Below are 21,124 nucleotides of genomic sequence, written 5' to 3'. Positions count from 1 at the left end.
AGTGACCATTCCCGCTGCAACTTACCGAATTCAATTCCGTAATGGCATGACCTTCGATCGTGCCGCCGATCTGGTGCCTTATTTACTGCAACTCGGCATCAGCCACCTGTATGCGTCGCCGATATTTACCGCCACCCAGGGTTCAACCCACGGCTATGACATTACTGATGCCAATGAAATCGATCCGGATATCGGTGGCCGCGCCGGTTTTGACCGGATGGTCAGGGCGCTAAAGGACGCCGGACTGGGCCTGATCCTCGACATTGTGCCGAACCATATGGCGGCCTCGCTGGAAAATCCCTGGTGGCGTGACGTTATCGAACACGGTGAAAACAGCCGTTATGCGCGTTATTTCGATATCGACTGGTCGCGGCGGCTGACCTTACCTTTCCTTGGAGACACCTTTGACGTCGCGCTGGAAAAGGGCGAGATCGCCGTCAAAGCCGATCCTGCCACCGGGCGTCCGGCGCTGGCCTACTTCGAGAGTTTTTATCCGCTGACGCCGGAAAGCTGGCAAGGGAAAGAGCAGGAAATCCTGCAACTCACCGACAAAACGGCCATTGCTGAACTGCATGACCTTCAGCCCTGGCGGCTGATGTCGTGGCGCGATGCGCCAGAAGAGCTCTCCTACCGTCGCTTCTTTGAAATTACCGGTCTGGCGGGCGTGCGGGTGGAAGATCGCGCCGTGTTTGATGATACCCACCGGCTGATCCTCGAACTGGTGCATGCCGGCGCGGTTGACGGACTCAGGGTGGATCATGTGGATGGCCTGGCCGATCCGAAAGGCTACCTTGAGCTGTTGCGCCAGCAGGTTGGCCCGGACTGCTACCTGACCGTTGAGAAAATTCTGGGTGAGGGTGAGGTTATCCCGGCGGACTGGCCGATTTCCGGCACCACCGGCTATGAATTTATTGCGGCGATTTCCGACGCGCTGGTCGACGGCAAGCAGATCGGCACCTTGCGCAAAGTCTATGAGCGGGTGATTGGCCGACAGGTTGATATGGAGGCGGAACTGCGCGCCGCCAAAATGCTGATGGCGGACCGAAATTTCGCCGGTGAGTTCAGCACCTTGCTGACGCTGGCCACCGAGATTGCCAACAAAGAAAACGTCAGGCTGGACGAGGAAACCGGGCGGGAAGCGCTACGCGAACTGCTGATCGCTTTCCCGGTGTACCGCACCTACGGCACCGAAGAAGGTCTGCCGGAAGAAGGCACTGAAATGCTGCACCAGGTGGCCGGAGAGGTTAAAACGGGCGAGAACGTGCCTGATCGTGGCGCGGTAGATTTTCTCACCCGTATCCTCGCGGGCAAGGTGTCAGACGGTGCCACGGAAGAGGCGGATACCTTCCGTACCCGTTTCCAGCAGCTTACCGGACCGCTGATGGCGAAATCGGTGGAGGATACCTTGTTCTTCCGTCAGCATATGGAGCTGGCGCTGAATGAAGTCGGTGCCGAACCCTTGCCGCGCACCTTTACGCCAGAGCGTTTTCATCAGGAGATGGCGCAGCGGCTGCAACTTCAGCCCGATGCGATTTCCAGCACCTCAACCCATGACACCAAACGCGGTGAGGATGCCCGCGCCCGACTGTATACGCTGACGGAAGCGCCGCACATCTGGCAGGCGTGCATCGTTCGCTGGCAGCAGATGAATCAGCATAAGGTCAGCAAGCTGGCGGATGGCCTGGCGCCGAAACCGGCGGTAGAGTGGATGCTGTATCAGGCGCTGGCTGGCGTCTGGCCGGCTACGCTTGAGCCGCAGGATCAAGCGGGCTTAAAAGCGCTGGAAGAACGCTTCCTCGCCTATGTGGAAAAAGCCCTGCGCGAAGCGAAGCAGCGCACCGACTGGGCCGACACCAACGAACCCTACGAACAGGCGGTATTCGACTATACCCGCCATCTTCTCGATCCGCAGAATCAGACCTTCCTGCAGGACTTCCACCGTTCGCTGCAACCCTTTGTGCGGGCGGGGCTGGTCAACAGCCTCACCCAGTCGGTGATTAAACTGATCGCGCCCGGCGTACCGGATATCTATCAGGGAAGCGAAGCGCTGAATTTCAGCCTGGTCGACCCTGATAACCGCCGCGATCCTGATTTCCCGCAGCTGGCACATCAGCTGACGGCCGACGACGTGTTGCCCGCGTCCTGTGACGAAGCCGACTGGCGCAGTGGCAAGCTGAAACAGCAGGTTATCGCCCGACTTCTGCACCTGCGGCTGGATAAGCCTGCGTTGTTCAGGAAAGGGGATTATTTGCCGCTACAAGCCAGCGGAAAGCAGGCGGAGAACATCCTGGCATTCGCCCGCAGCGACGGGGCTAATGCAGTGATTGTGATCCTGCCGCGACTGGTGTTTGCTCTGGTGGGCGAAAGCCTGTCTGCCGGGCCGAAGCAATACTGGAATAACGCTGTGATTAACCTGCCGCCTGAGCTGGCTCAGCGTCGTTATCGCGATGTGCTGACCGGGGAAGAACACTTCCTCAGCGGCCGCTTCAATTTAGAAAATATTGCATGCATAACCCCTGTGATCCTTCAGGGTTGATTGAAAAAACAATCTAAAAACCGCAGTCACATTAACGTTTTGCAATGGAGAGTGGCATGTCTAACGGTAAACCTTACGGGATCACCGCGGGTAACAGCCTGCGTCTTGGCGCGAATTTTGATGGCAAGGGGGTGAATTTCGCGCTGTTCTCCGCTCATGCCGAACGGGTCGAACTCTGTCTTTACGATCCGACCGGTGTATTTGAAATCACCCGGCTGGATCTGCCGGAATACACCGATGAAGTCTGGCACGGCTATGTGCCGGATCTGCAAGCTGGCGCGCTGTATGGCTATCGCGTGTATGGCCCTTACGATCCGGAAAATGGCCACCGCTTTAATCCTAACAAGCTGCTGCTGGATCCTTATGCCCGTGAGCTGTCTGGTGAAATTGAGTGGGACGAATCGCACTTCGCTTACAACCTGTATGATGATGACAAAGACCTGACCTTCGACGATCGCGACAGCGCGCCGTATACGCCAAAATGCCGGGTTATCGACCCCGATGAGTTCAACTGGCAGGATGAGAATCGCCCGGTGATCGGCTGGCCGGAAACGGTGATTTACGAAACCCATGTGAAGGGCTTCACCCAGCTCAACTCCGCCGTACCGGAAGCCATCCGTGGTACTTACGAAGGCATGGCGCACAAGGCCACCGTCGAGTACATCAAAAACCTGGGCATTACCTCCGTTGAGCTGCTCCCGGTTCACTGGTTCCCGGACGATCAGCATCTGCTGGAAAAAGGGCTGAAGAACTACTGGGGCTACAACACGCTGAATTTCTTCTCGCCCGCCAGCCGCTATTTCGGCCCGAATGGCATTCAGGGTTTCCGCGATATGGTGAAGGCTTACCACGATGCCGGTATCGAGGTGATCCTCGACGTGGTGTATAACCACACCGCCGAAGGCAATGAGCTGGGTCCGACGCTGTCATTTAAGGGCATCGACAACTACTCCTATTACCGCACCTTCCCCGAACAACACCGCTATTACATCAACGATACCGGTACGGGCAACACGGTAAACACCTCGCATCCGCGCGTCTTGCAAATGATTATGGATTCGCTGCGCTACTGGGCGGAATCGATGCATATCGACGGTTTTCGCTTCGATTTAGGCACCATTCTTGGTCGCGAGCCGGAAGGTTTCGATCAGCGCAGCGGCTTCTTCGACGCCATAATGCAGGATCCGGTGCTGTCGAAACTGAAGCTGATTGGCGAGCCGTGGGACATTGGGCCTGGCGGCTATCAGGTGGGCGGATTCCCGCCGGGCTGGGCAGAGTGGAATGACAAATATCGCGACACGGTGCGCGAATACTGGAAAGGTGACAACGTCGCGTCTGAGTTTGCTGCACGCCTGTTAGGCTCCGGCGACTTATACGATTTGCGTGGTCGCCGGCCATGGGCAAGCGTCAACTTTATCACCGCCCATGATGGCTTCACGCTTAACGATCTGACGTCCTACAACGACAAGCACAACGAAGCCAACGGCGAGGACAACAACGACGGCCATAATGATAACCGATCGTACAATTATGGTGCTGAAGGCCCGACCACGGACGAAGGGATCAACGCGGTGCGCGACCGCCAACGCCGCAATTTCCTCACCACCATACTGTTCTCTCACGGCACGCCAATGTTGCTGGCCGGTGATGAGTTTGGCCGCAGCCAGTTAGGCAACAACAACGGCTACTGCCAGGACAGCGAAATCTCCTGGGTAGAGTGGGACAAAGTACCGGATACCGGTGCGGCACTGCGCGAATTTACCCGCCAGGTGATCAAGCTTCGCGCCGAGCAGCCGCTGCTGCGCCGGGAAAGCTGGCGCGATGGCATGGATATTAAGTGGTTCAATGCCGGCGGTGGTTTCCAGCAGCCGGATCAGTGGGACGAAGGCGTCACGCTCGGGGTCTATATCGGTCGCCCGGATCTGCATACCGAAGAGGGCATCTGGCATGATGTGCTGATGCTGTTTAACCCGTATGAGGGCAACGTACCGTTCCAGATCCCGCAGTTTGGTGAAGGTGGCTGGGTGCTCGAACTGACCACCGCCACCTCGTTGACCGCAAAACCGGGGCTGGTGATTACCCGGGAAAAGGATTTCGAGCTGGAAGGGCGCAGCATTGCCTTATTCAGAAGGCCATAATGGACGACAAGGAATAATGCGTGTCAGATGTAACGAATATGTAATCAGATGAGAATATCTTCCTGAAAGTTCCGTTAGTTGTGGCGGAACCTTTCTTAACAAGAATTTAGCAAGTTTAGCTAAAACGATTAACGAGAAAGGGAGTTAAGTAGACCTGACGGCGCAATTCGCCGGACGTGCGCAATAACCGACAGGGCGGAACATTCCCGTCGACCTGACAGCAATAATAATGCCGCCTTATCGGTTTTGAACTGGAATACTCAGGAGTCACAACATGAAAGATCTCGTTAACGATGTTTTATCCATCTTCTCACCACAAAGCGTTAAGCCTGTCCTGATCCGTGCAGGGTTAACACATCGCGAGATTGCCTCCATGCATCCAGTTGGCGTAACACAGGTCAGTTGGGTGACCTCCATGGAAGAGCTTAACGATGCGTTTGTGAAAAAAGCGATGGAAGCGGGAGCCGCGGGTTATCACATTACCGATGTGGAGTCTCACAAGCCGGGAAACGATGACCAACATGTGCTGGCCGCCAAAGCCACGCTGTATTATGTTGCTGAAAAAGCGGCTAATGGCTGATGTTTTTATCGGGCAACAACAGAATAAATAAACACCGCATCTCGTAACCGAATGCGGTGTTTTTTTTGCCTTAGATAGCGCGTTAAATAGCGCGACTTTCATAGCTAAGATTGGCTTCTTCAATACTGTCGCCATGTTCCATCGCCCACTGACACAGCGCCTCAAAGGGGCCGCGTAATGAATGCCCCAGCGGCGTAATGGCATATTCCACGCCAATCGGCGTTGTCGGTAATACGGTGCGCGTCACCAGACCATTTTTTTCCAGCCGTTTCAGCGCATCAGCCAGCGCTTTATGGGTGATATTCAGCCGTTTTTTAATTTCGTTAAAGCGGGCAGGCTGCGGGCAAATCACGGTCAGGATCATGATCGTCCATTTATCGGCGATTTTATTCAGCACCGGACGAACCAACTCCATATCGGCGCGGCTTTTCTCAAACAGCCTGTCCAGCTCGGTATACTCAACCATATCTTGTATCCTTCAGGTGCGTTATTGATATCAGATATAAGAAGTATATCATCCATTCTCTACGCTAATGAGGAGAGAATGATGACCAAAATGACGGATAAAGTTGCCCTTATCGTGGGGGGCGCCAAAGGCATCGGTCTTGCTATTGCTGAACGGCTGAACGGCTGACCGCAGAAGGCGCGGTGGTGTTCCTGACCGGCAGACGTGAAGAGGAAGTGAACGCTGCGGTTACGCAGTTGGGCGCGAGCGTGACCGGTTTGGTAGCCGATGCGGGAATACAGAGTGATATTCAGCAGGCGATTGCCACCATTACGCAACGCAAAGGCAAGATAGACCTGCTGGTACTTAACGCCGGCATGAGTACGCCTGCATTGTTGGCGGAAGAAACGGCCGGGCACGTCAATCAACTGTTCAGCGTCAATGTGCAAAGTCACGTCACGGCATTTCAGGCCGCGCTGAGTTCGCTTAATGACAAGGCCTCGGTGGTGTTGATTGGCTCTGTCGCCAGCGGACTGGGTGTGGCGGGTTATGGCACCTACAGCGCCACCAAAGCCGCGCTGCGATCTTATGCCCGCACCTGGAGTCTGGAACTGGCACCGCGCGGCATTCGTGTCAATGTGGTGGCGCCGGGCCCAACCGATACCGATATGATGGCCGCCGTGCCGGAAGCCGTTCGCCAGACGCTGATCGCGCCGATCCCATTAGGGCGTATGGCGCATCCGCAGGAAGTGGCCGCTGCGGCGTCCTTCCTGTTAAGTGAGGATGCCCGCTTTATTACCGGCGTGGAACTGCTGGTGGATGGCGGCATGGCGAATAACCTGACCTGACTCTGTCAGGCCGCGATGGGTAAACCATCGCGGCTAATTACGCTGGATAATGAGTGAGAAATATTCTGTCCGCCCAAGCTAAGAAAGGCGATTTTTTAGCGGGTGATAATCCGCGTTCCCGGAATAGTTAAGGCGAAATCAGGCCCGAAGACTTTTGCGGGCGTTTGAAAACCCGGTTGATGGTCACCATTCAGCACGCGGGATACAGCCGCTATGGCGGCGAGAGGGGTATAAGAGTACCCATTCACCGTTTCAATCACTGCATCGTGAATCTCTCCATTGGCTGCGGTGATTTCTACCAACGCGCGCGCGATACTTTTCTCACGTTCTTCAGTCGTCGGGCCATCAGGCAGCTGGGATAAATCACCTGAAGGAAACGCGTCGCCGCTCACGTGCACATACATTTCAATATTGGGGATGTGGGTTGAATGCCAGGCAGTCACAAGGTCACCAAAAGAGAGCGGGAAGCACTCAACTTTGCCTTCACCAAAATCAAACCACTCGGTTGCGCTGTTCGCTTTGGTCGTCAATACCCCGTTTACCCGTGCAAGCAAACCTGCACTGATAATTTCTCCAGCACTTGTCGCCGATCCCCGTGACATCGATCCGGCTACCTGCAGCGCAATTCTTAGCTTTACCGGTGTATTAACCTGCTGTGCCAGCATGACCGACAGACTATCAGTCGGCACCACATCCCAGCCCACGCCAGTCATCAACATACTTCCCGACGACAACGCCGACTCATTTAACGATTCGGCCAGACGGTAGACGTTAATCTCAGCAGTGATATCAAGATAATGGATCCCCAGCTGAATACAGGCTTTCATCAGTGGCTCAGCCGTCTGGGCAAACGGGCCAGCACAGTTGAGGACCACGCTAACGCTCTGCAATTCCTGCGCAAGCCTGTCCGCGTCATCTAACGTGAAGACTGATGCCTGAAGTTTCAGCTCGCTCGCCAACTCGTGCAGCTTAACGTGGTTCCTTCCGGCGAGAACGACATTCAGTCCGGCTGAGGTTGCCTGTTCGGCAATCATGCGTCCGGTGTAACCCGTAGCGCCGTAAATCAGTAATGTTTTCATGATGGCGTGTGCTGCCAGCTTTTATAGACGAATTCAAGCGTATGACCGTCGGGATCGATCACCCCGGCGGCGTAATAGCGTGGGTCATAATACAGGCGTGCGCCAGGCGCACCATGGTCTGTGGCACCCGCCGCTATCGCCGCGGCATAGGCAGCATCTACCTGGCTTTCGCTGTTCGCCACAAAGCCAACATGGGTAGCGCTTCCGCCGGGTAGACCCGTGCGCAGCCAGAAGAAAATCCGGCCATGTGCACCAAACCCCTTCAGGTCGGGATGGCCCGGCGGTCCGTCCTTGCCGTCGTAGTCCAGACGGACGGTGATGCCGAGTGGTGCCAGTGTTTGAGTATAAAACGCGACGGAACGGTCGGTATCGTTAACCGCCAGAAAAATGTGATCGAGCATAGAATCCCCTTACTGGATTAAATTTGATAGTGGCCAGTGACTCTGGATGACGTGCAAGACATTCAGAGTAGGGAAAACGGCCGGATGCGGATTCCGTGTTCCTGCTCGATTCTTGCCTTTTTCTGCTTTATGCTGCCTTACGTTGTTTCGCGGAAGGATGAAAAGGTGTTTAACCTGCAGCTTGATGAATTGCGCGACCTGGCGGCCCATGCCAGAAACTGGCGAACTGAAACCGGCATCCCCCGTGTGGCAATGGTGCAGGGCAATGTGCCGGCTGAGGCGCTCGCCGCCGTGTATGAACCGATGATTAACCTGATCCTGCGCGGCAGTAAGTCGATGACCGTGGGAGACAGAGTCTTCAATTACGATCCCGCCTCGTACTTTGTCATGTCGGTGGATTTGCCCGCCGTCGGCTCGGTGCATCCCACAGAGCGTGGTGAGCCGTATCTGGCCGTCAGCCTGACCATCGATCCACAGCGTGTTGCGGCGATGATCGAGGATCTGCCACCGTCAGCGATGCAGGATCGACCGGACAGTGGGGCATTTTCAGTTGCCTCGGTGACGCCTGAACTGCTGGATGCCTGGGTCAGGATGCTGCGCCTGATGAAAAACCCTGAGGATATCGCGGCGCTGGCACCGGGATACGAACGTGAAATCCTCTATCATGTGTTAAAAGGCCCGCACGGCTGGATGCTGAGGGATATTGCTTCGCCGGGGACGATGCTGGCGAGGATTGGTAATGCGATTCAGTGGTTGCGCCACAATTTTGCCGAAGAGTTTATTGTCGGGGCGCTGGCAGAGCGGGAGGCAATGAGCGTTTCCGCGTTTCATCGCCACTTCAAAGCCGTCACCGCGATGAGTCCTGTCCAGTATCAAAAGCGGGTGCGGCTTCTGCATGCCCGCCGCATGCTGCTCGGCAGGCAACAGAGCGTCACTTTTGTGGCTCAGGAAGTTGGCTATAAAAGCGTGCCGCAGTTTAACCGCGATTATGCCCGCGTCTTTGGTCTCCCGCCGCTGAAGGACGTCACCCAGTTGCGCAAGGCGATCAACGTACGCGACGGGCAGGGGTAATTATATGGACCAACTTCTGGCTATGCGGGTGTTCATTCGTATCACCGATGCCCGTTCGCTGGCAAAAGCGGCTGATTCGCTCAACCTCCCCCGATCCTCCGTCAGCAAGCTCTTACAGGATCTTGAGCAGCATCTGGGCACTAAACTCATCGAACGCAGTACCCGATCTTTCACCATTACCCCGATGGGTGAACGTTACCGGGAGCAGACGCGTGAAATACTGGCTCAACTTGATGAAATGGATACCGCCGCAAGGTACGCAAAGGTAAATCCTCAGGGAAAACTGCGCGTTGATGTTGGTTCATCACTGGCTAATGAGATCATCATTCCGGCACTGCCCGAGTTTCATGCCCGTTATCCGCAGCTTGAATTATTGCTTGGCGTCAACGATCGTCCGGCTGACCTGATAGGCGAGGGGGTTGATTGCGTCATACGTGGCGGAGTACTTCCTGACAGCTCAATGATTGGCAGACAGCTCTGCACCCTTGATTATGTCACCTGTGCCACATCGGGGTATCTTTCGGCTCATGGCACGCCTGTGCATCCGCAAGATATTGAGGATAACCACCAGACTGTACGGTATTTCTTTCCGCACTCGGGGAAATCATTGCCTTTACAGTTCAGCAACGGAACGGACGAGTTTGAAATTCACGGTAACACGGTGGTCAATATCAGTGAGAGCACGGCACTGACGGAAGCCTTGTTGACGGGAATGGGTATTGGACAGATTTTTCGCTTTAGTGCTGAGCATCATTTCCTCTCCGGTCGTTTAATTCCGCTACTGGAGGAATGGAAGCAACCTTCGCTGCCTGTGCAGTTGGTTTATCCGGCCAACCGTCATCAAAGTGCTAAACTGCGGGCATTCGTCGACTGGGCGTTGGAACTCTTTGCAAGGGAGTTTGCCAGCCCGTAATAAGGTTTTTGGCTAATAATCTGCTATCCATGAGGCTGAATTAAGTCTCCACCTGCACGGGCTTCTGCCATCACAGCCCGCTAAATATACTCGGTTCAGGATGCCGGTCTGACTTCTTCAGATTGGCCACTCCTGACTGAGGAAACTAATGATGACCTACAAACTTGACGGTAAAATTGCGTTAATCACCGGCGCTACCAGTGGCATTGGCCTGGCAACCGCCCGGACTTTTCTGGCTGAGGGTGCCCATGTCTATATCACCGGCCGCAACAAAGCGGCGCTTAAGACGGTGCAGGACGAATTGGGCAGTTCGGTAACCTGTATTGAGGTTGATTCAACCCACGGCCCCGATCTTGATCGTTTGTACCGTCAAATAGAAGCGGAAGCGGGTGGACTTGATGTGATATTTGCCAATGCGGGTGGGGGATCCATGTTGCCTTTAGGGCAGATCACGGAAGAGCATGTTGACCAGATTTTTGGCCAAAATGTGAAATCGTTGATTTTCACCGTTCAGAAAGCATTACCTCTGCTGCGCAAGGGCGCTTCAATTATCCTTGCGGGGTCCAGTGCCAGTATTGAAGGCACCGCCGCCTTCAGCGTTTACTCCGCCTCGAAAGCGGCGGTGCGCAACCTTGCGCGGAGCTGGGTACTTGATCTTAAGGGCACCGGGACGCGAGTAAATGTGCTCAGCCCGGGGCCGATACGAACGCCGTTTCTGCTCGATTTTGCCGGCGACGATCCGGCACATCAGCAGGCCATGCTCGATTATCTTAATACCCGTATTCCGCTGGGTCGGATTGGCGAGCCGGAAGAGATCGCCAAAGTGGCCCTGTTTCTTGCCTCAACGGATTCGAGTTTCGTGAACGGCACTGAGCTTTTCGCCGACGGCGGACAGGCTCAGGTTTGAGCCTTTACTGGAAAGACGTTCAGTAACCGACGCCCCGGACGCCACCGGCGGCTCTTAATGATTCGCCCGTGACCCAGTGTGCATCATCAGAGGCCAGGAATACCGCAACGGGGCCAATATCCTCGGGTTCGCCAAAACGGCCCAGAGGTGTTCCGGCCAGCAGCTTTTCACCCAGCTCTCCGGCAAAATTCCCGTCCGTACCTGGGGTGTTGGTATGCCCCGGCAGGATCGAATTTACCCTGATCCCTTTTGCCCCCAACTCTCTGGCAAGGGCAAACGTGAGCGTATCGACCGCGCCTTTGGTGGCGGAGTAAACGCTGGAAGCCAGATACGGGTCGGTACTCAGAATCGAACTGATGTTGATAATGCTGCCAGACGGGCTGAATTGCTTTAGCGCGTCACGCGTGGCCAACAGGTAACCCAGCACATTGAGGTTAAACTGTTTATGAAACGCCTCTTCGGTCAGATCTTCAATCATTTCAAACACCGCCACGCCGGCATTATTGACCAGAATATCCACGGTGCCGAATTCCTGCCTGATCGTATCAAACATCCGCGTAATATCCGCAGACTGACTCATATCCGCTTGGATGGCCGATGCTTTTCCACCTGCGTCACGGATGTGCGACACTACCTTTTCCGCATCACGTTGACTTGATGCATAGTTGACGATGACCGTAGCGCCGGCAGCAGCAAGTGCTTTAGCAATACCGGCACCGATCCCTTTAGACGCGCCGGTTACGACGGCTGTTTTGCCTGATAATTTCATTTGATGACCTTTAGATGAGTGAGAAGTTGTCGGTAAACAGTATCGGGTCTGAAGGGCAATAAGCGCGTGCCCAATCTTCCCGGATAATTGCCTGTTCTTCTCAACGCCCTTGTTCGGCGGAAATATCAGGCCTATGCTCGACGGGATGAATACAGTGATGAATGAACTGCGCAGCTACGTGTTGCCTGCTGATAATAAGTGGACAGCAACGGATCTTCCTCGCGTCTCGATGGTCAACGCGGAAGCCTGTGCCAATCAGATCTACCAGCCTATGCTGCATTTTGTCCTGCAGGGAGAGAAAACACTGTCCATTGGTGGGCAGATGTATCGCTACACTGCGGGGACGTATTTCGTGGTGCCAGTCGATATGCCGGCCACCGGGGAAATTTTCGCTGACGGTCCAGACAAGCCTTTTCAGGCGGTCAGCTTAACGTTAGATGCGCACATCATCGCCTCGCTGTTGGCTGCGAACAGTGACATGCCTGTCAGGCCCGCGAATGACAGCTTTGCTCCCGTAGCCACTTCACCGGAACTGCTTGATGCCTGGCTGCGAATGATGAGACTGCTGGCGCGGCCAGGTGACGCGACCGTGCTGGCACCGATGATTGAGCGTGAAATTTTGTTCAGAGTGTTACAAGGGCCGTCAGGTGACGTGCTGCGTAATATTGCCTGCCCGGATGGGCATTTGTCGCAGATTCGCCGTTCGATTAACTGGATAGGCGATCATTATGCGGAACCCCTGCGCGCAGAGGCATTAGCTGGCATCGCGAACATGAGCGTCGCGGCCTATTATCGCCATTTTAAAGCCATCACCCATATGACCCCGATCCAGTACCAGAAGCAATTACGCCTGATCCGCGCACGGTGGCTGCTGATATTTGAACCCAGCGATGTGGCGATCGTTGCCTTTTCGGTGGGTTATGAAAGTGCTTCACAATTCAGTCGTGAATATGCCCGCCTTTTTGGGCGACCTCCGGCACGCGATGCAGCACGTTTCAGGTCTTTACCCACTCTTCCGATCGCCCACCAGGCCGTCCCACAACCGCATAACCTGACCGATTGACCGTTCAATATCGTCAACGGGCACACCATCGCGTGCCAGCGTGGAAACCCCGGTGAGGAAACTGTTAAAGGTGAGGCCCAGGGTTTTCGCTGACGTTCCGGCGGGCAGCTCGCCGCTTAACAGGCCGCGATTGACGCAGTGAATAAAGCCGTCGCAGGTCTTTTTTCTCGATTGCTCCAGCGGGCTGAGCAGGTATTTGTGCTCATCGGTACTCACCGACATCAGGCCCAGCGTGACCATGCAGCCTTTGGGATGATCGTCTTCACACTGCATGCGTGCCGAACGTAGTAGGGTGGATTCAATGGCGTCGCGCGGCGGCAGCTCATCCTGCCATAAGGCTTCGGTCACGCGCCCGTGTGTCTGCAAATAGCAGGCAACCGCTTCCTGGAACAACTTCTCTTTTGAGCCAAACGCCGCATAAAAGCTCGGCGCGGTAATGCCGTTGCCGATCGCACTTTTCAACTGACTCAGCGAGGTCGAGTCATAGCCGCGATCCCAGAACAGGTGCATTGCCTGTCGCACCGCTTCATCGCGATCAAACTGCCGTGGTCTGCCCGTTCTCATTCGGTTTCTCCTTTCAACTAAGTTATATACTAATCGATACATAAATATTTGACAATGCTGCGCGCTCGGGATATCTATACCAAACGATACATAATTAACTGGATACCTAAGAGAGGGCAGTTTGGCTGATATTTCTCCGGTCGCGAAGGCGACCCAACAAGAACGACTACCGGTGATGGCGCTGCTGGCACTGGCGATGACCGGCTTTATCTGCATCGTCACGGAAACCATCCCAGCCGGTCTGCTGCCGCAAATCAGCGCCGGACTGACGATTTCACTGTCGCTTGCCGGCCAGATGGTGACGGCGTACGCCGCCGGATCGCTGATTGCCGCCATCCCGTTGACCATCGCAACCCGAACCTGGCGGCGTCGCAGCGTTTTGCTGATCACAATTGTTGGATTTTTGCTGTTCAACACCCTGACCGCGCTGTCGACCAACGTGGTGCTGACGCTGGCCGCGCGTTTCCTGGCGGGCGCATCCGCCGGATTAGCCTGGAGCCTGCTGGCAGGCTACGCCCGCAGAATGGTGCCGGTTTCATTGCAGGGAAAGGCGATGGCGCTGGCGATGGTTGGTACGCCCATTGCCCTGTCGCTGGGTGTGCCGTTGGGCACCTGGCTGGGGAATTTGCTGGGATGGCGGCTGACGTTTGCCGTGATGTCGGGCTTATCGGTGCTGCTGGTGGCCTGGGTTCTGCTGGCCGTGCCTGATTTTGCCGGGCAAAGCGGGCAGCAAAAAATGGCGCTGAAGAACGTCTTTACCACGCCTGGCGTGCGCCCGGTACTCGGCGTGGTGTTCACCTGGATGCTGGCCCACAACATTCTTTACACCTATATCGCCCCGTTTGTGGCACCGGCCGGACTGGAAAATAAGGTCAGCCTGATTTTGCTGATTTTTGGTCTGGCGGCGCTGGTGGGCATCTTTATCACCGGGCGGATTGTCGATCGTCATCTTCGTCTGGCCGTCTTAATTTCGCTGGCGGTGTTCGCGCTTATCTCACTGATTTTCGCCGTCGCGTCAACGTCGCCTGCGGTCATCTATGCTGGCGTGGCGGTGTGGGGCCTCAGCTTTGGCGGGGCTGCCACCTTGCTGCAAACCGCGCTGGCGGATGCTGCCGGTGAAGGGGCCGACATTGCGCTGTCGATGAATGTGGTGGTGTGGAACAGCGCCATCGCCGCCGGTGGCCTCAGCGGAGGCATGTTATTACAACAGGCCGGCGTCACCGCGTTTCCCTGGGTAATGCTTATACTTTTGCTGCTGAGCTTTGCCATCGCTTCCCGCGCCAGCAAACACGGTTTCAGTAAAGCAGGCAGACCCGTTTGTTCAATCGCCAGCTCGTGACAGTGGAGCGGCTCAATTCTGATTTTTTATCAATAGATGACGAGGAATGACCATGACTGATTACACCGATAAACCCGATACAGGCAGAAAGGTTTTGATCCTGGGCGGCAGCCGCGGCATTGGCGAGGCGATCGTCCGTCGCTTTGCTGAGCAGGGCGATGACGTGGTGTTCACGTACGCCAGCTCCCAGCAGAAAGCCGAAGTCATCGCGCAGGAGACACACAGCCAGATGATCAAGCTGGACGTGTCAAACCGTGCCGAGCTGGTTGAAGCCGTCGCGCAGGCGGGCGAACTGGATGTGCTGGTGTTTAATGCCGGGGTGCTGGCCGCAGGCGATCCGCTGGAGATCGATGCCGACGAAATTGAACGGCTGTTTGTGATCAACATCCATGCCCCTTACTTCGCCGCCGTGGAAGCCGCCCGCAAAATGAAGGACGGCGGGCGTATTATCATCATCGGTTCGGTCAATGCCGACCGCGTTCCGGTTGAAGGCCTTACCGCCTATGGTGCCAGTAAATCTGCCGTTCAGGGCATGGCCCGTGGGCTGGCCAGAGATTTTGGCCCGCGCGGTATCACCGTCAACGTGGTGCAACCCGGTCCGACCGACACCGATATGAACCCGTCTGACGGACCAATGAATGAAATGATGCACAGCTTTATGGCGATTAAACGCCATGCGCACGCCAGCGAAGTCGCGTCGATGGTGTTATGGATTGCCAGCAGTGAAGCGGGCATGGTAACCGGCACGGCCCTGACCATTGATGGCGGATTTGGCGCCTGAGTTAATCGTCAGCCGTCACCGAGTTTTGCGCAATCAACCCGGTGACCCAGTCGGCAAACACCCTGACTTTGGTACTGAGTTGGCGGCTGGGGGCATAGCTGAAATAGATGTCCACCGGCGGTGCCCGCCAGTCCTCAAGGACGGGCACCAGCTTGCCTGCCTTGATTGACGGGTGAATCATAAAATCCAGCGTATGAATTAAGCCAATACCGGCCAGCGCAGTGGCCAGGTGGGCATTACTCTCATTGACCATCACCTTGCAGGCCGGGGTGATCTCCAGCGATTGCCCCTGTTTGCAAAATTTCATCGGTAACAAAATGCCGGTTTGTGACGAAAAATAGCCGGCCACCGGGAAATCCCCGTCGAGAATTTGCTGCGGATGCCTGGGGACGCCATAACGCTGCAGATACGCTGTGCTGGCGCAGGTGGTCCAGCCGAACGCGCCGATTTTACGCGAGATCAATGCGCCATCAGCGGCACTGATGCGAATGGCGCCATCAATGTTCTCGCCAATCACATCGGCCGTGCGGTCGGACACGCCAACCTGCAGCTCAATATCCGGATAACGGGCACAAAAGTCTGGCAGCGCCGGGATCAACAGCAGGCTGGCGACGGCTCCACCGGTTTCGATACGTAACCGTCCCTTGGGCGTTGCCTGCGATCGACCCAGCGTGGCATCAATATCCTCAAGCTCGCTGAGCAGATGTTTGGTCCGTTCATAATATGCCGTGCCGTCGCGGGTGACGCTGACCCGGCGGGTGCTGCGTTCAAGCAGTTTTACCCCGAGATGCTTTTCCAGCGCCTGAATCGATTTGCTCAGGGTGGCATTGGGCATTTGCAGCGATTGCGCGGCTTTCGAGAACCCACCGGTTTCGACAACCCGCGCAAAGGCCCGTATGGCTTGAAGTTGATCCATGGCAGAACGCTCCCGGCTGATTATCTCTGTGGGGGAATAAAGATTTCGAATTTACGCTATTTATTCCTGAATCCGCCAGTTCTATATTCATTCCCGTACTGACAACCCAATCACTCGCGGAGAATGTCCATGAAAATTACCGACCTCAGCAATATCCACAGCAGCAAACATCAGGGAAAAATTGCGCTTGTTACCGGCGGCAGCTCGGGTATCGGTCTGGCAACCGCCATGCGTCTGGCCCGCGAGGGTGCCACGGTTGTCATCACCGGCCGTCGTCAGACTGAACTGGACAGCGCGATTGCGCAGATAGGGTCTGGCGCCACCGCGATTCAGGGCGATATCTCTGTTGCCGCAGATGTGGATCGCATTGTTGCCAGTCTCCGCGAGGCACACGGTCGTCTGGATTTGCTGTTTGCCAACGCAGGCGGTGGCGAGTTTGCGCCGCTGGAGTCCATCAGCGAGGCGCAGTTCGACAAGTACTTCAACATTAACGTTAAGGGCTCGCTATTCACCATTCAGAAAACGTTGCCGCTGATGGGCGAGGGAAGTGCCATCGTGGTCACCGGTTCAATCGCCGCTAATCAGGGGATGCCCGCTTTCGGCGTGTATGCCGCGACCAAAGCCGCACTGCGCTCTTTTGTGCGCACTGCAGCCTCCGACCTCAAAGGCCGTCATATCCGCATTAACGCCATCGCTCCAGGCGTGGTGATCACCCCGGCCTATAAATCCGAATTAGGCATGAGCGATGAGGACATTGAGGGATATTTGCAACAGGTGGCCGAGAAAACCCCGCTGGGACGTGCTGCCAGCGCCGATGAGATGGCAAAAGCCATGTCGTTTCTGGCCTCGGACGATGCCAGCTATATCACCGGCATCGAACTGGTTGTCGATGGTGGCATGACCCAGATTTGAGGTTAAAGGGCTGTGCTTCACCCCATTTGAGCGCAGCCCCCAATAAGACAAGCCATTGCCCGTAGAGCCGGGCAAATTTCTCTGCAAATCCTCCCCAGCCAATCAACTCACTTCGTGAACTCCCTCTCAGATCTGATCCTTTTCAATTGATACCGCTTGTTTATTAAATTGCGGGGTGTATATATTACACAACTTCACAAATAAACGTGAATATGGAAAGTACATTACAACCTCATTAAGGGCCTTCCTATGTCAGAACTGAAATTCGCTACACGTCTCAACTCTTTTTCATCGGGAGCGCATTTATACTGGCCCGATCTTCAGGGCAAACCTTCAGTTCTGCAGATGATTGCCCGTGCCGGCACGGCGAAAGGCTTAACCCATCTCGATCTTAACTATCCTCAGCATATCACCAGCGATATCAGCACCATGCGTCAGGCCATTGCCGATGCCGGGCTGGCGGTTAACGGCATGCAAATGCGTTGGGATGCGCCGCAATTTAAGATCGGTGCCTTCACCAATCCGGATGCAAAAATTCGTCGTGAAGCCATTGAACTGACCAAGCGCGGCATCGATGCCGGCCGTGAATTCGGCTCGACGCTGATGACCTTATGGATGGGGCAGGATGGTTTTGATTACTGTTTCCAGGCGGACTATAAGAAGATTTGGGAAGACGCCGTCAGCGCCGTTCGTGAAGTTGCGGACTATGCGCCGGATGTCGATGTCAGCATTGAGTACAAACCAAATGAGCCGCGTGCCTACAGCATTTTCCCCAACGTCACCTCTTGCCTGCTGGCAGTGGAAGAAGCGGGAAGCCCAAACCTCGGCATTACGCTGGACTTCGCCCACGTGTTATTCGCCAACGAAATCCCGGCGTATGCAGCGGCGATGGTTGCCCGCCGCTCGCGCCTGTTAGGGCTGGATCTCAATGATGGCTGGGGGAAACGTGACGATGGCCTGATGGCCGGTTCGGTAAACCCACGGGCGACGCTGGAGTTCCTCTGGCAGATGCAGCGCGATGGCTATAAGGGCGCTTACTATTTCGATACCTTCCCGGATGCCAGTGGCCTGGATCCGGTCCGTGAAGCAGAAACCAATGTGCTTACCGTGAAGCGCCTGCTGAAGTTATGCGACAAGCTTCACGACAATCCGGCGCTGCTGGACGCCATCAGCCGCCAGGATGCGGTCAGCTCACAACAGATTGTCAACGACATTATGCTGGCTAAAGAGTAGTCCCCGTTTCTTACCCTGCGACAATAATAAAAAAGGCTCAGAAGATGAAAAAATTCCTGCTCTCTGTACTCGCATCCTCACTGCTTTGTTCCACCGTCTATGCGGCCGAACTTGCCCCGCTGAAGTCCGACACCGAACCCGATCGTACCGACTGGACCCAGCTCGACAGCAAATACGGCGCAATACCGAAGGTTGAAGGCAATCTGATGATTGGCGGCGTCTCGAAAACGCTGACCAATGAATACTGGCGCTCGCTGGGTCAGGGTTATCAGAACGGTGCGAAGAAATACGGCTTTACCGTGGCCTATCAGGCGGCGGCCAACGAAGACGATCAGATGGGTCAGCTGTCGATAGCGGAAACCATGATCTCCCAGGGATTTAAGGGCCTGCTGGTTTCGCCGCAGACCGATATCAACCTGGAACCGGCGCTGGAAAGTGCCAACAGTAAAAAGATCCCGGTGGTTAACGTTAACGATGCCGTGATGCCCAATGCACAGTATTACGTCGGGAACGTGCAGAAAGACAACGGTGTGCGGGTAGCAAAATGGTTTATTCAGCACCATCCGCAGGGCGGTAACGTCGCCATTATAGAAGGTCAGCCGGGCGTGTATGCGGCAGGCCAGCGCACCAGCGGCTTCAAAGAAACCTTACAGGCTAACGGTAAATTTACCATCGTGGCCAGCGTGCCGGCTAACTGGAGCCGTGAAACGGCCTACAACGCGGCATCGACCATCTTACAGCAGCATCCTGATTTGATTGGCTTTTACGCCAACAACGACACCATGGCGCTGGGAGTGGTTGAAGCGGTGCGTTCACTGGATAAAGCCAAACAAACCGCCGTCTTCGGCACCGATGGTATTTCAGATGCTTACGCCTCGATTAAACGCGGCGAGCTGACCGGCACGGTGGACAGCTTCCCGGTGCTGACCGGCGAAGTGGCGATGGATGTGATGGTGCGCCTGATTGGTGGACAGAAACTGTCCCGGGTGATTTCAACGCCACAGGCGCTGATCACCAAAGAAAATGCCGACGCGTTCTCCACCAAAGATAACGTGAAATTACGTCAGCTGTTAGCGCAGCAATAAGTCAGGCGGAGAGTGTATGGAACAGTATCGCTTAACGATGCGCGGCATCAGCAAGACCTACGGCAGTGCCGCTGCGTTACAAAATGTGGACTTTACTGTCAGGCCAGGCGAAGTGCATGCGCTGATTGGTGAAAATGGTGCGGGCAAATCGACACTGTTGAACATTCTTTCTGGCGTGCGCAACGCCGACAGTGGTGAGATCAGCGTGAACGGGGTGCCGGTGCAGATGAAAAATCCGCTCAGTGCCCGCCATGCTGGCATCGCCATGATCCATCAGGAGTTACAGCATGTTCCTGAACTTTCCGTCGCGCAGAATATGTTTCTCGGTCGCCCGCTGACCAAAGCGAACGGCATGTGGATTGACAAAAAGGCGCAGGTTGCGCGGGCCACCTTCATTTTAAGAACGCTGGATCCGACGATTGATCCTAATGAACCGATCAAAAATCTGAAGGTGTCGCAACAGCAGATTGTTGAGATTGCCCGCGCCATGCTGGATGACGCCAAAATCATCGCCATGGATGAGCCGACGTCCAGCCTGACGCCAACGGAATTCGATCGGCTGGCGGAGTTGATTAGCGATCTGAAGTCGATGGGCGTGTCGCTGATTTACGTCTCCCACAAGATGAACGAGATTTTCCGGGTCTGCGATCGCGCCACCATCATGCGTGATGGTCAGCAGGTTGGCGTGGTTAACCTTTGCGACGAAACCGAGGAAACTATTGTCGCCAAAATGGTGGGCCGCAAAATTGAGAAGCTGGATCACAACGCGTATGTCACCGAGCGTGTGGTGCTGCAGGTGGAAAACGTCACGCGCGGCACCGAGATCAAAGCCACCAACTTTAGCGTCCGCGCCGGCGAAGTGCTGGGCATTGCCGGGCTGGTGGGCGCAGGGCGGACCGAACTGCTGAAACTTATTGCCGGCATTGATAAGCGCAGCAGCGGCAGCGTGATGGTCAACGGTAGCCCGGTAAGCAATCATAACGTCACCGCCGCCATTCGTGCGGGGATCGGGCTGGTCCCGGAAGATCGTAAGAAAGAGGGCATTATTAAAGAACGTGCGGTGAAAATGAATATGGCGTTGCCCTCAATGTTTAAATTCACCAAAGCAGGTATTATCCGCCGAAATAAACTCGACCTTGTCGCCCATGAAGTGATGAGCGAATTAAATCTTCGGCCGCTGGATATTGAAAAAACCATTGGCACGCTCAGCGGCGGTAATCAGCAAAAGGTGATTATCGGTCGCTGGGTGGCAGCCGATGCCAAAGTGTTTTTATTTGATGAGCCAACCCGGGGAATCGATATTGGCGCCAAGTCCGAAATCTACAATTTAATCGAAAAATTAGCTAAGGCCGGCAAAGCCATCGTGGTCGTCTCTTCAGAAATGACCGAGATCATTCGGATATCTGACCGCGTACTGGTAATGAGAGAAGGGAAGATCACCAAGGAACTCAGCGGTGAAGCTATAACGGAAGAGAATATTGCCCGTTATGCGATTAAAGACACTGAAACCGTTTAGCGTTTAAACCTGATTTTATAAAGGCCCT

General features: G+C 55.3%; 20 protein-coding genes. 14 read left to right on the top strand and 6 right to left on the bottom strand.

Going from position 1 to position 21,124, the window contains the following annotated elements; all coding sequences use genetic code 11:
• Position 1: 1 nt before the first annotated feature.
• The 3 genes from treY to ACXKZG_RS11720 all read left to right on the top strand — a co-directional run bounded on the left by treY (position 2) and on the right by ACXKZG_RS11720 (position 5,254).
• Entirely contained in the window at positions 2-2,536 is a 2,535-nt protein-coding gene (treY, locus tag ACXKZG_RS11730; protein ID WP_346567733.1) for a malto-oligosyltrehalose synthase, read from the top strand.
• 56 nt (positions 2,537-2,592) lie between these two features.
• Positions 2,593-4,674: a glycogen debranching protein GlgX gene (glgX, locus tag ACXKZG_RS11725; RefSeq protein ID WP_346567731.1), complete on the top strand. Its 2,082-nt coding sequence runs from the start codon at positions 2,593-2,595 to the stop codon at positions 4,672-4,674.
• A 274-nt stretch (positions 4,675-4,948) separates the two neighbouring features.
• Positions 4,949-5,254 carry a YdgH/BhsA/McbA family protein gene (locus ACXKZG_RS11720; RefSeq protein ID WP_013202164.1) on the top strand — a complete coding sequence of 102 codons (306 nt, stop codon included), beginning with the start codon at positions 4,949-4,951 and terminating at the stop codon, positions 5,252-5,254.
• Positions 5,255-5,336: 82 nt separating this feature from the next.
• Here ACXKZG_RS11720 and ACXKZG_RS11715 read toward each other — a convergent pair whose 3' ends face one another.
• A complete protein-coding gene (locus ACXKZG_RS11715) occupies positions 5,337-5,720 on the bottom strand; it encodes a winged helix-turn-helix transcriptional regulator (RefSeq protein ID WP_428980698.1) in 384 nt (127 codons plus the stop codon).
• Between the two features lie 182 nt (positions 5,721-5,902).
• Between ACXKZG_RS11715 and ACXKZG_RS11710 the strand changes: the two genes are divergently transcribed.
• On the top strand, positions 5,903-6,547 hold the full coding sequence (locus ACXKZG_RS11710; protein WP_488874884.1) for an SDR family NAD(P)-dependent oxidoreductase: 645 nt from the start codon (positions 5,903-5,905) through the stop codon (positions 6,545-6,547).
• 95 nt (positions 6,548-6,642) lie between these two features.
• Here the strand turns inward: ACXKZG_RS11710 and ACXKZG_RS11705 are convergent, their stop codons facing one another.
• Positions 6,643-7,626, bottom strand: coding sequence for a saccharopine dehydrogenase family protein (locus tag ACXKZG_RS11705; protein WP_488874883.1), 984 nt, complete (start codon positions 7,624-7,626; stop codon positions 6,643-6,645).
• Positions 7,623-8,027: a VOC family protein gene (locus ACXKZG_RS11700; RefSeq protein ID WP_206401192.1), complete on the bottom strand. Its 405-nt coding sequence runs from the start codon at positions 8,025-8,027 to the stop codon at positions 7,623-7,625. Before ACXKZG_RS11700 ends, ACXKZG_RS11705 begins: the two co-directional genes overlap by 4 nt.
• Positions 8,028-8,156: 129 nt before the next feature.
• On the opposite strand from ACXKZG_RS11700, the gene ACXKZG_RS11695 reads away from it, so the two are divergent.
• The 3 genes from ACXKZG_RS11695 to ACXKZG_RS11685 all read left to right on the top strand — a co-directional run bounded on the left by ACXKZG_RS11695 (position 8,157) and on the right by ACXKZG_RS11685 (position 10,918).
• The gene (locus tag ACXKZG_RS11695; RefSeq protein WP_346568003.1) at positions 8,157-9,098 is read left to right on the top strand and encodes an AraC family transcriptional regulator; all 942 of its coding nucleotides are present in this window, start codon (positions 8,157-8,159) and stop codon (positions 9,096-9,098) included.
• A 4-nt stretch (positions 9,099-9,102) separates the two neighbouring features.
• A complete protein-coding gene (locus ACXKZG_RS11690; protein ID WP_053143113.1) occupies positions 9,103-10,011 on the top strand; it encodes a LysR family transcriptional regulator in 909 nt (302 codons plus the stop codon).
• Positions 10,012-10,162: 151 nt separating this feature from the next.
• Entirely contained in the window at positions 10,163-10,918 is a 756-nt protein-coding gene (locus ACXKZG_RS11685) for an SDR family oxidoreductase (protein WP_488876258.1), read from the top strand.
• Positions 10,919-10,937: 19 nt separating this feature from the next.
• Here the strand turns inward: ACXKZG_RS11685 and ACXKZG_RS11680 are convergent, their stop codons facing one another.
• Positions 10,938-11,687, bottom strand: a complete 750-nt coding sequence (locus ACXKZG_RS11680; RefSeq protein ID WP_488874882.1) for a glucose 1-dehydrogenase — start codon at positions 11,685-11,687, stop codon at positions 10,938-10,940.
• Between the two features lie 133 nt (positions 11,688-11,820).
• Between ACXKZG_RS11680 and ACXKZG_RS11675 the strand changes: the two genes are divergently transcribed.
• Positions 11,821-12,750, top strand: coding sequence for an AraC family transcriptional regulator (locus ACXKZG_RS11675; RefSeq protein ID WP_488874881.1), 930 nt, complete (start codon positions 11,821-11,823; stop codon positions 12,748-12,750).
• Here the strand turns inward: ACXKZG_RS11675 and ACXKZG_RS11670 are convergent.
• On the bottom strand, positions 12,691-13,314 hold the full coding sequence (locus tag ACXKZG_RS11670) for a TetR/AcrR family transcriptional regulator (RefSeq protein WP_346567715.1): 624 nt from the start codon (positions 13,312-13,314) through the stop codon (positions 12,691-12,693). The two genes, ACXKZG_RS11675 and ACXKZG_RS11670, sit on opposite strands and share 60 nt — an antisense overlap.
• Before the next feature lie 175 nt (positions 13,315-13,489).
• On the opposite strand from ACXKZG_RS11670, the gene ACXKZG_RS11665 reads away from it, so the two are divergent.
• Entirely contained in the window at positions 13,490-14,653 is a 1,164-nt protein-coding gene (locus tag ACXKZG_RS11665; RefSeq protein ID WP_346568001.1) for an MFS transporter, read from the top strand.
• A 52-nt stretch (positions 14,654-14,705) separates the two neighbouring features.
• Positions 14,706-15,434: an SDR family oxidoreductase gene (gene bdcA / locus ACXKZG_RS11660; protein WP_346567713.1), complete on the top strand. Its 729-nt coding sequence runs from the start codon at positions 14,706-14,708 to the stop codon at positions 15,432-15,434.
• 1 nt (position 15,435) lies between these two features.
• On the opposite strand, the gene ACXKZG_RS11655 is transcribed toward bdcA, so the two are convergent.
• Positions 15,436-16,350 carry a LysR family transcriptional regulator gene (locus tag ACXKZG_RS11655; protein WP_346567711.1) on the bottom strand — a complete coding sequence of 305 codons (915 nt, stop codon included), beginning with the start codon at positions 16,348-16,350 and terminating at the stop codon, positions 15,436-15,438.
• A gap of 129 nt (positions 16,351-16,479) precedes the next feature.
• On the opposite strand from ACXKZG_RS11655, the gene ACXKZG_RS11650 reads away from it, so the two are divergent.
• The 4 genes from ACXKZG_RS11650 (at position 16,480) to ACXKZG_RS11635 (ending at position 21,096) form a co-directional block, all read left to right on the top strand.
• Positions 16,480-17,262 carry a glucose 1-dehydrogenase gene (locus ACXKZG_RS11650; protein WP_053143099.1) on the top strand — a complete coding sequence of 261 codons (783 nt, stop codon included), beginning with the start codon at positions 16,480-16,482 and terminating at the stop codon, positions 17,260-17,262.
• Between the two features lie 249 nt (positions 17,263-17,511).
• A complete protein-coding gene (locus tag ACXKZG_RS11645; RefSeq protein ID WP_053143097.1) occupies positions 17,512-18,495 on the top strand; it encodes a TIM barrel protein in 984 nt (327 codons plus the stop codon).
• Positions 18,496-18,539: 44 nt separating this feature from the next.
• Positions 18,540-19,580, top strand: coding sequence for a sugar ABC transporter substrate-binding protein (locus ACXKZG_RS11640; protein ID WP_013202180.1), 1,041 nt, complete (start codon positions 18,540-18,542; stop codon positions 19,578-19,580).
• Between the two features lie 16 nt (positions 19,581-19,596).
• Positions 19,597-21,096, top strand: coding sequence for a sugar ABC transporter ATP-binding protein (locus ACXKZG_RS11635; RefSeq protein ID WP_346567708.1), 1,500 nt, complete (start codon positions 19,597-19,599; stop codon positions 21,094-21,096).
• Positions 21,097-21,124: the final 28 nt, after the last annotated feature.

This window comes from Erwinia sp. 2186, from assembly GCF_057812255.1.
This window is presented reverse-complemented; position numbering and strand designations above follow the sequence as displayed.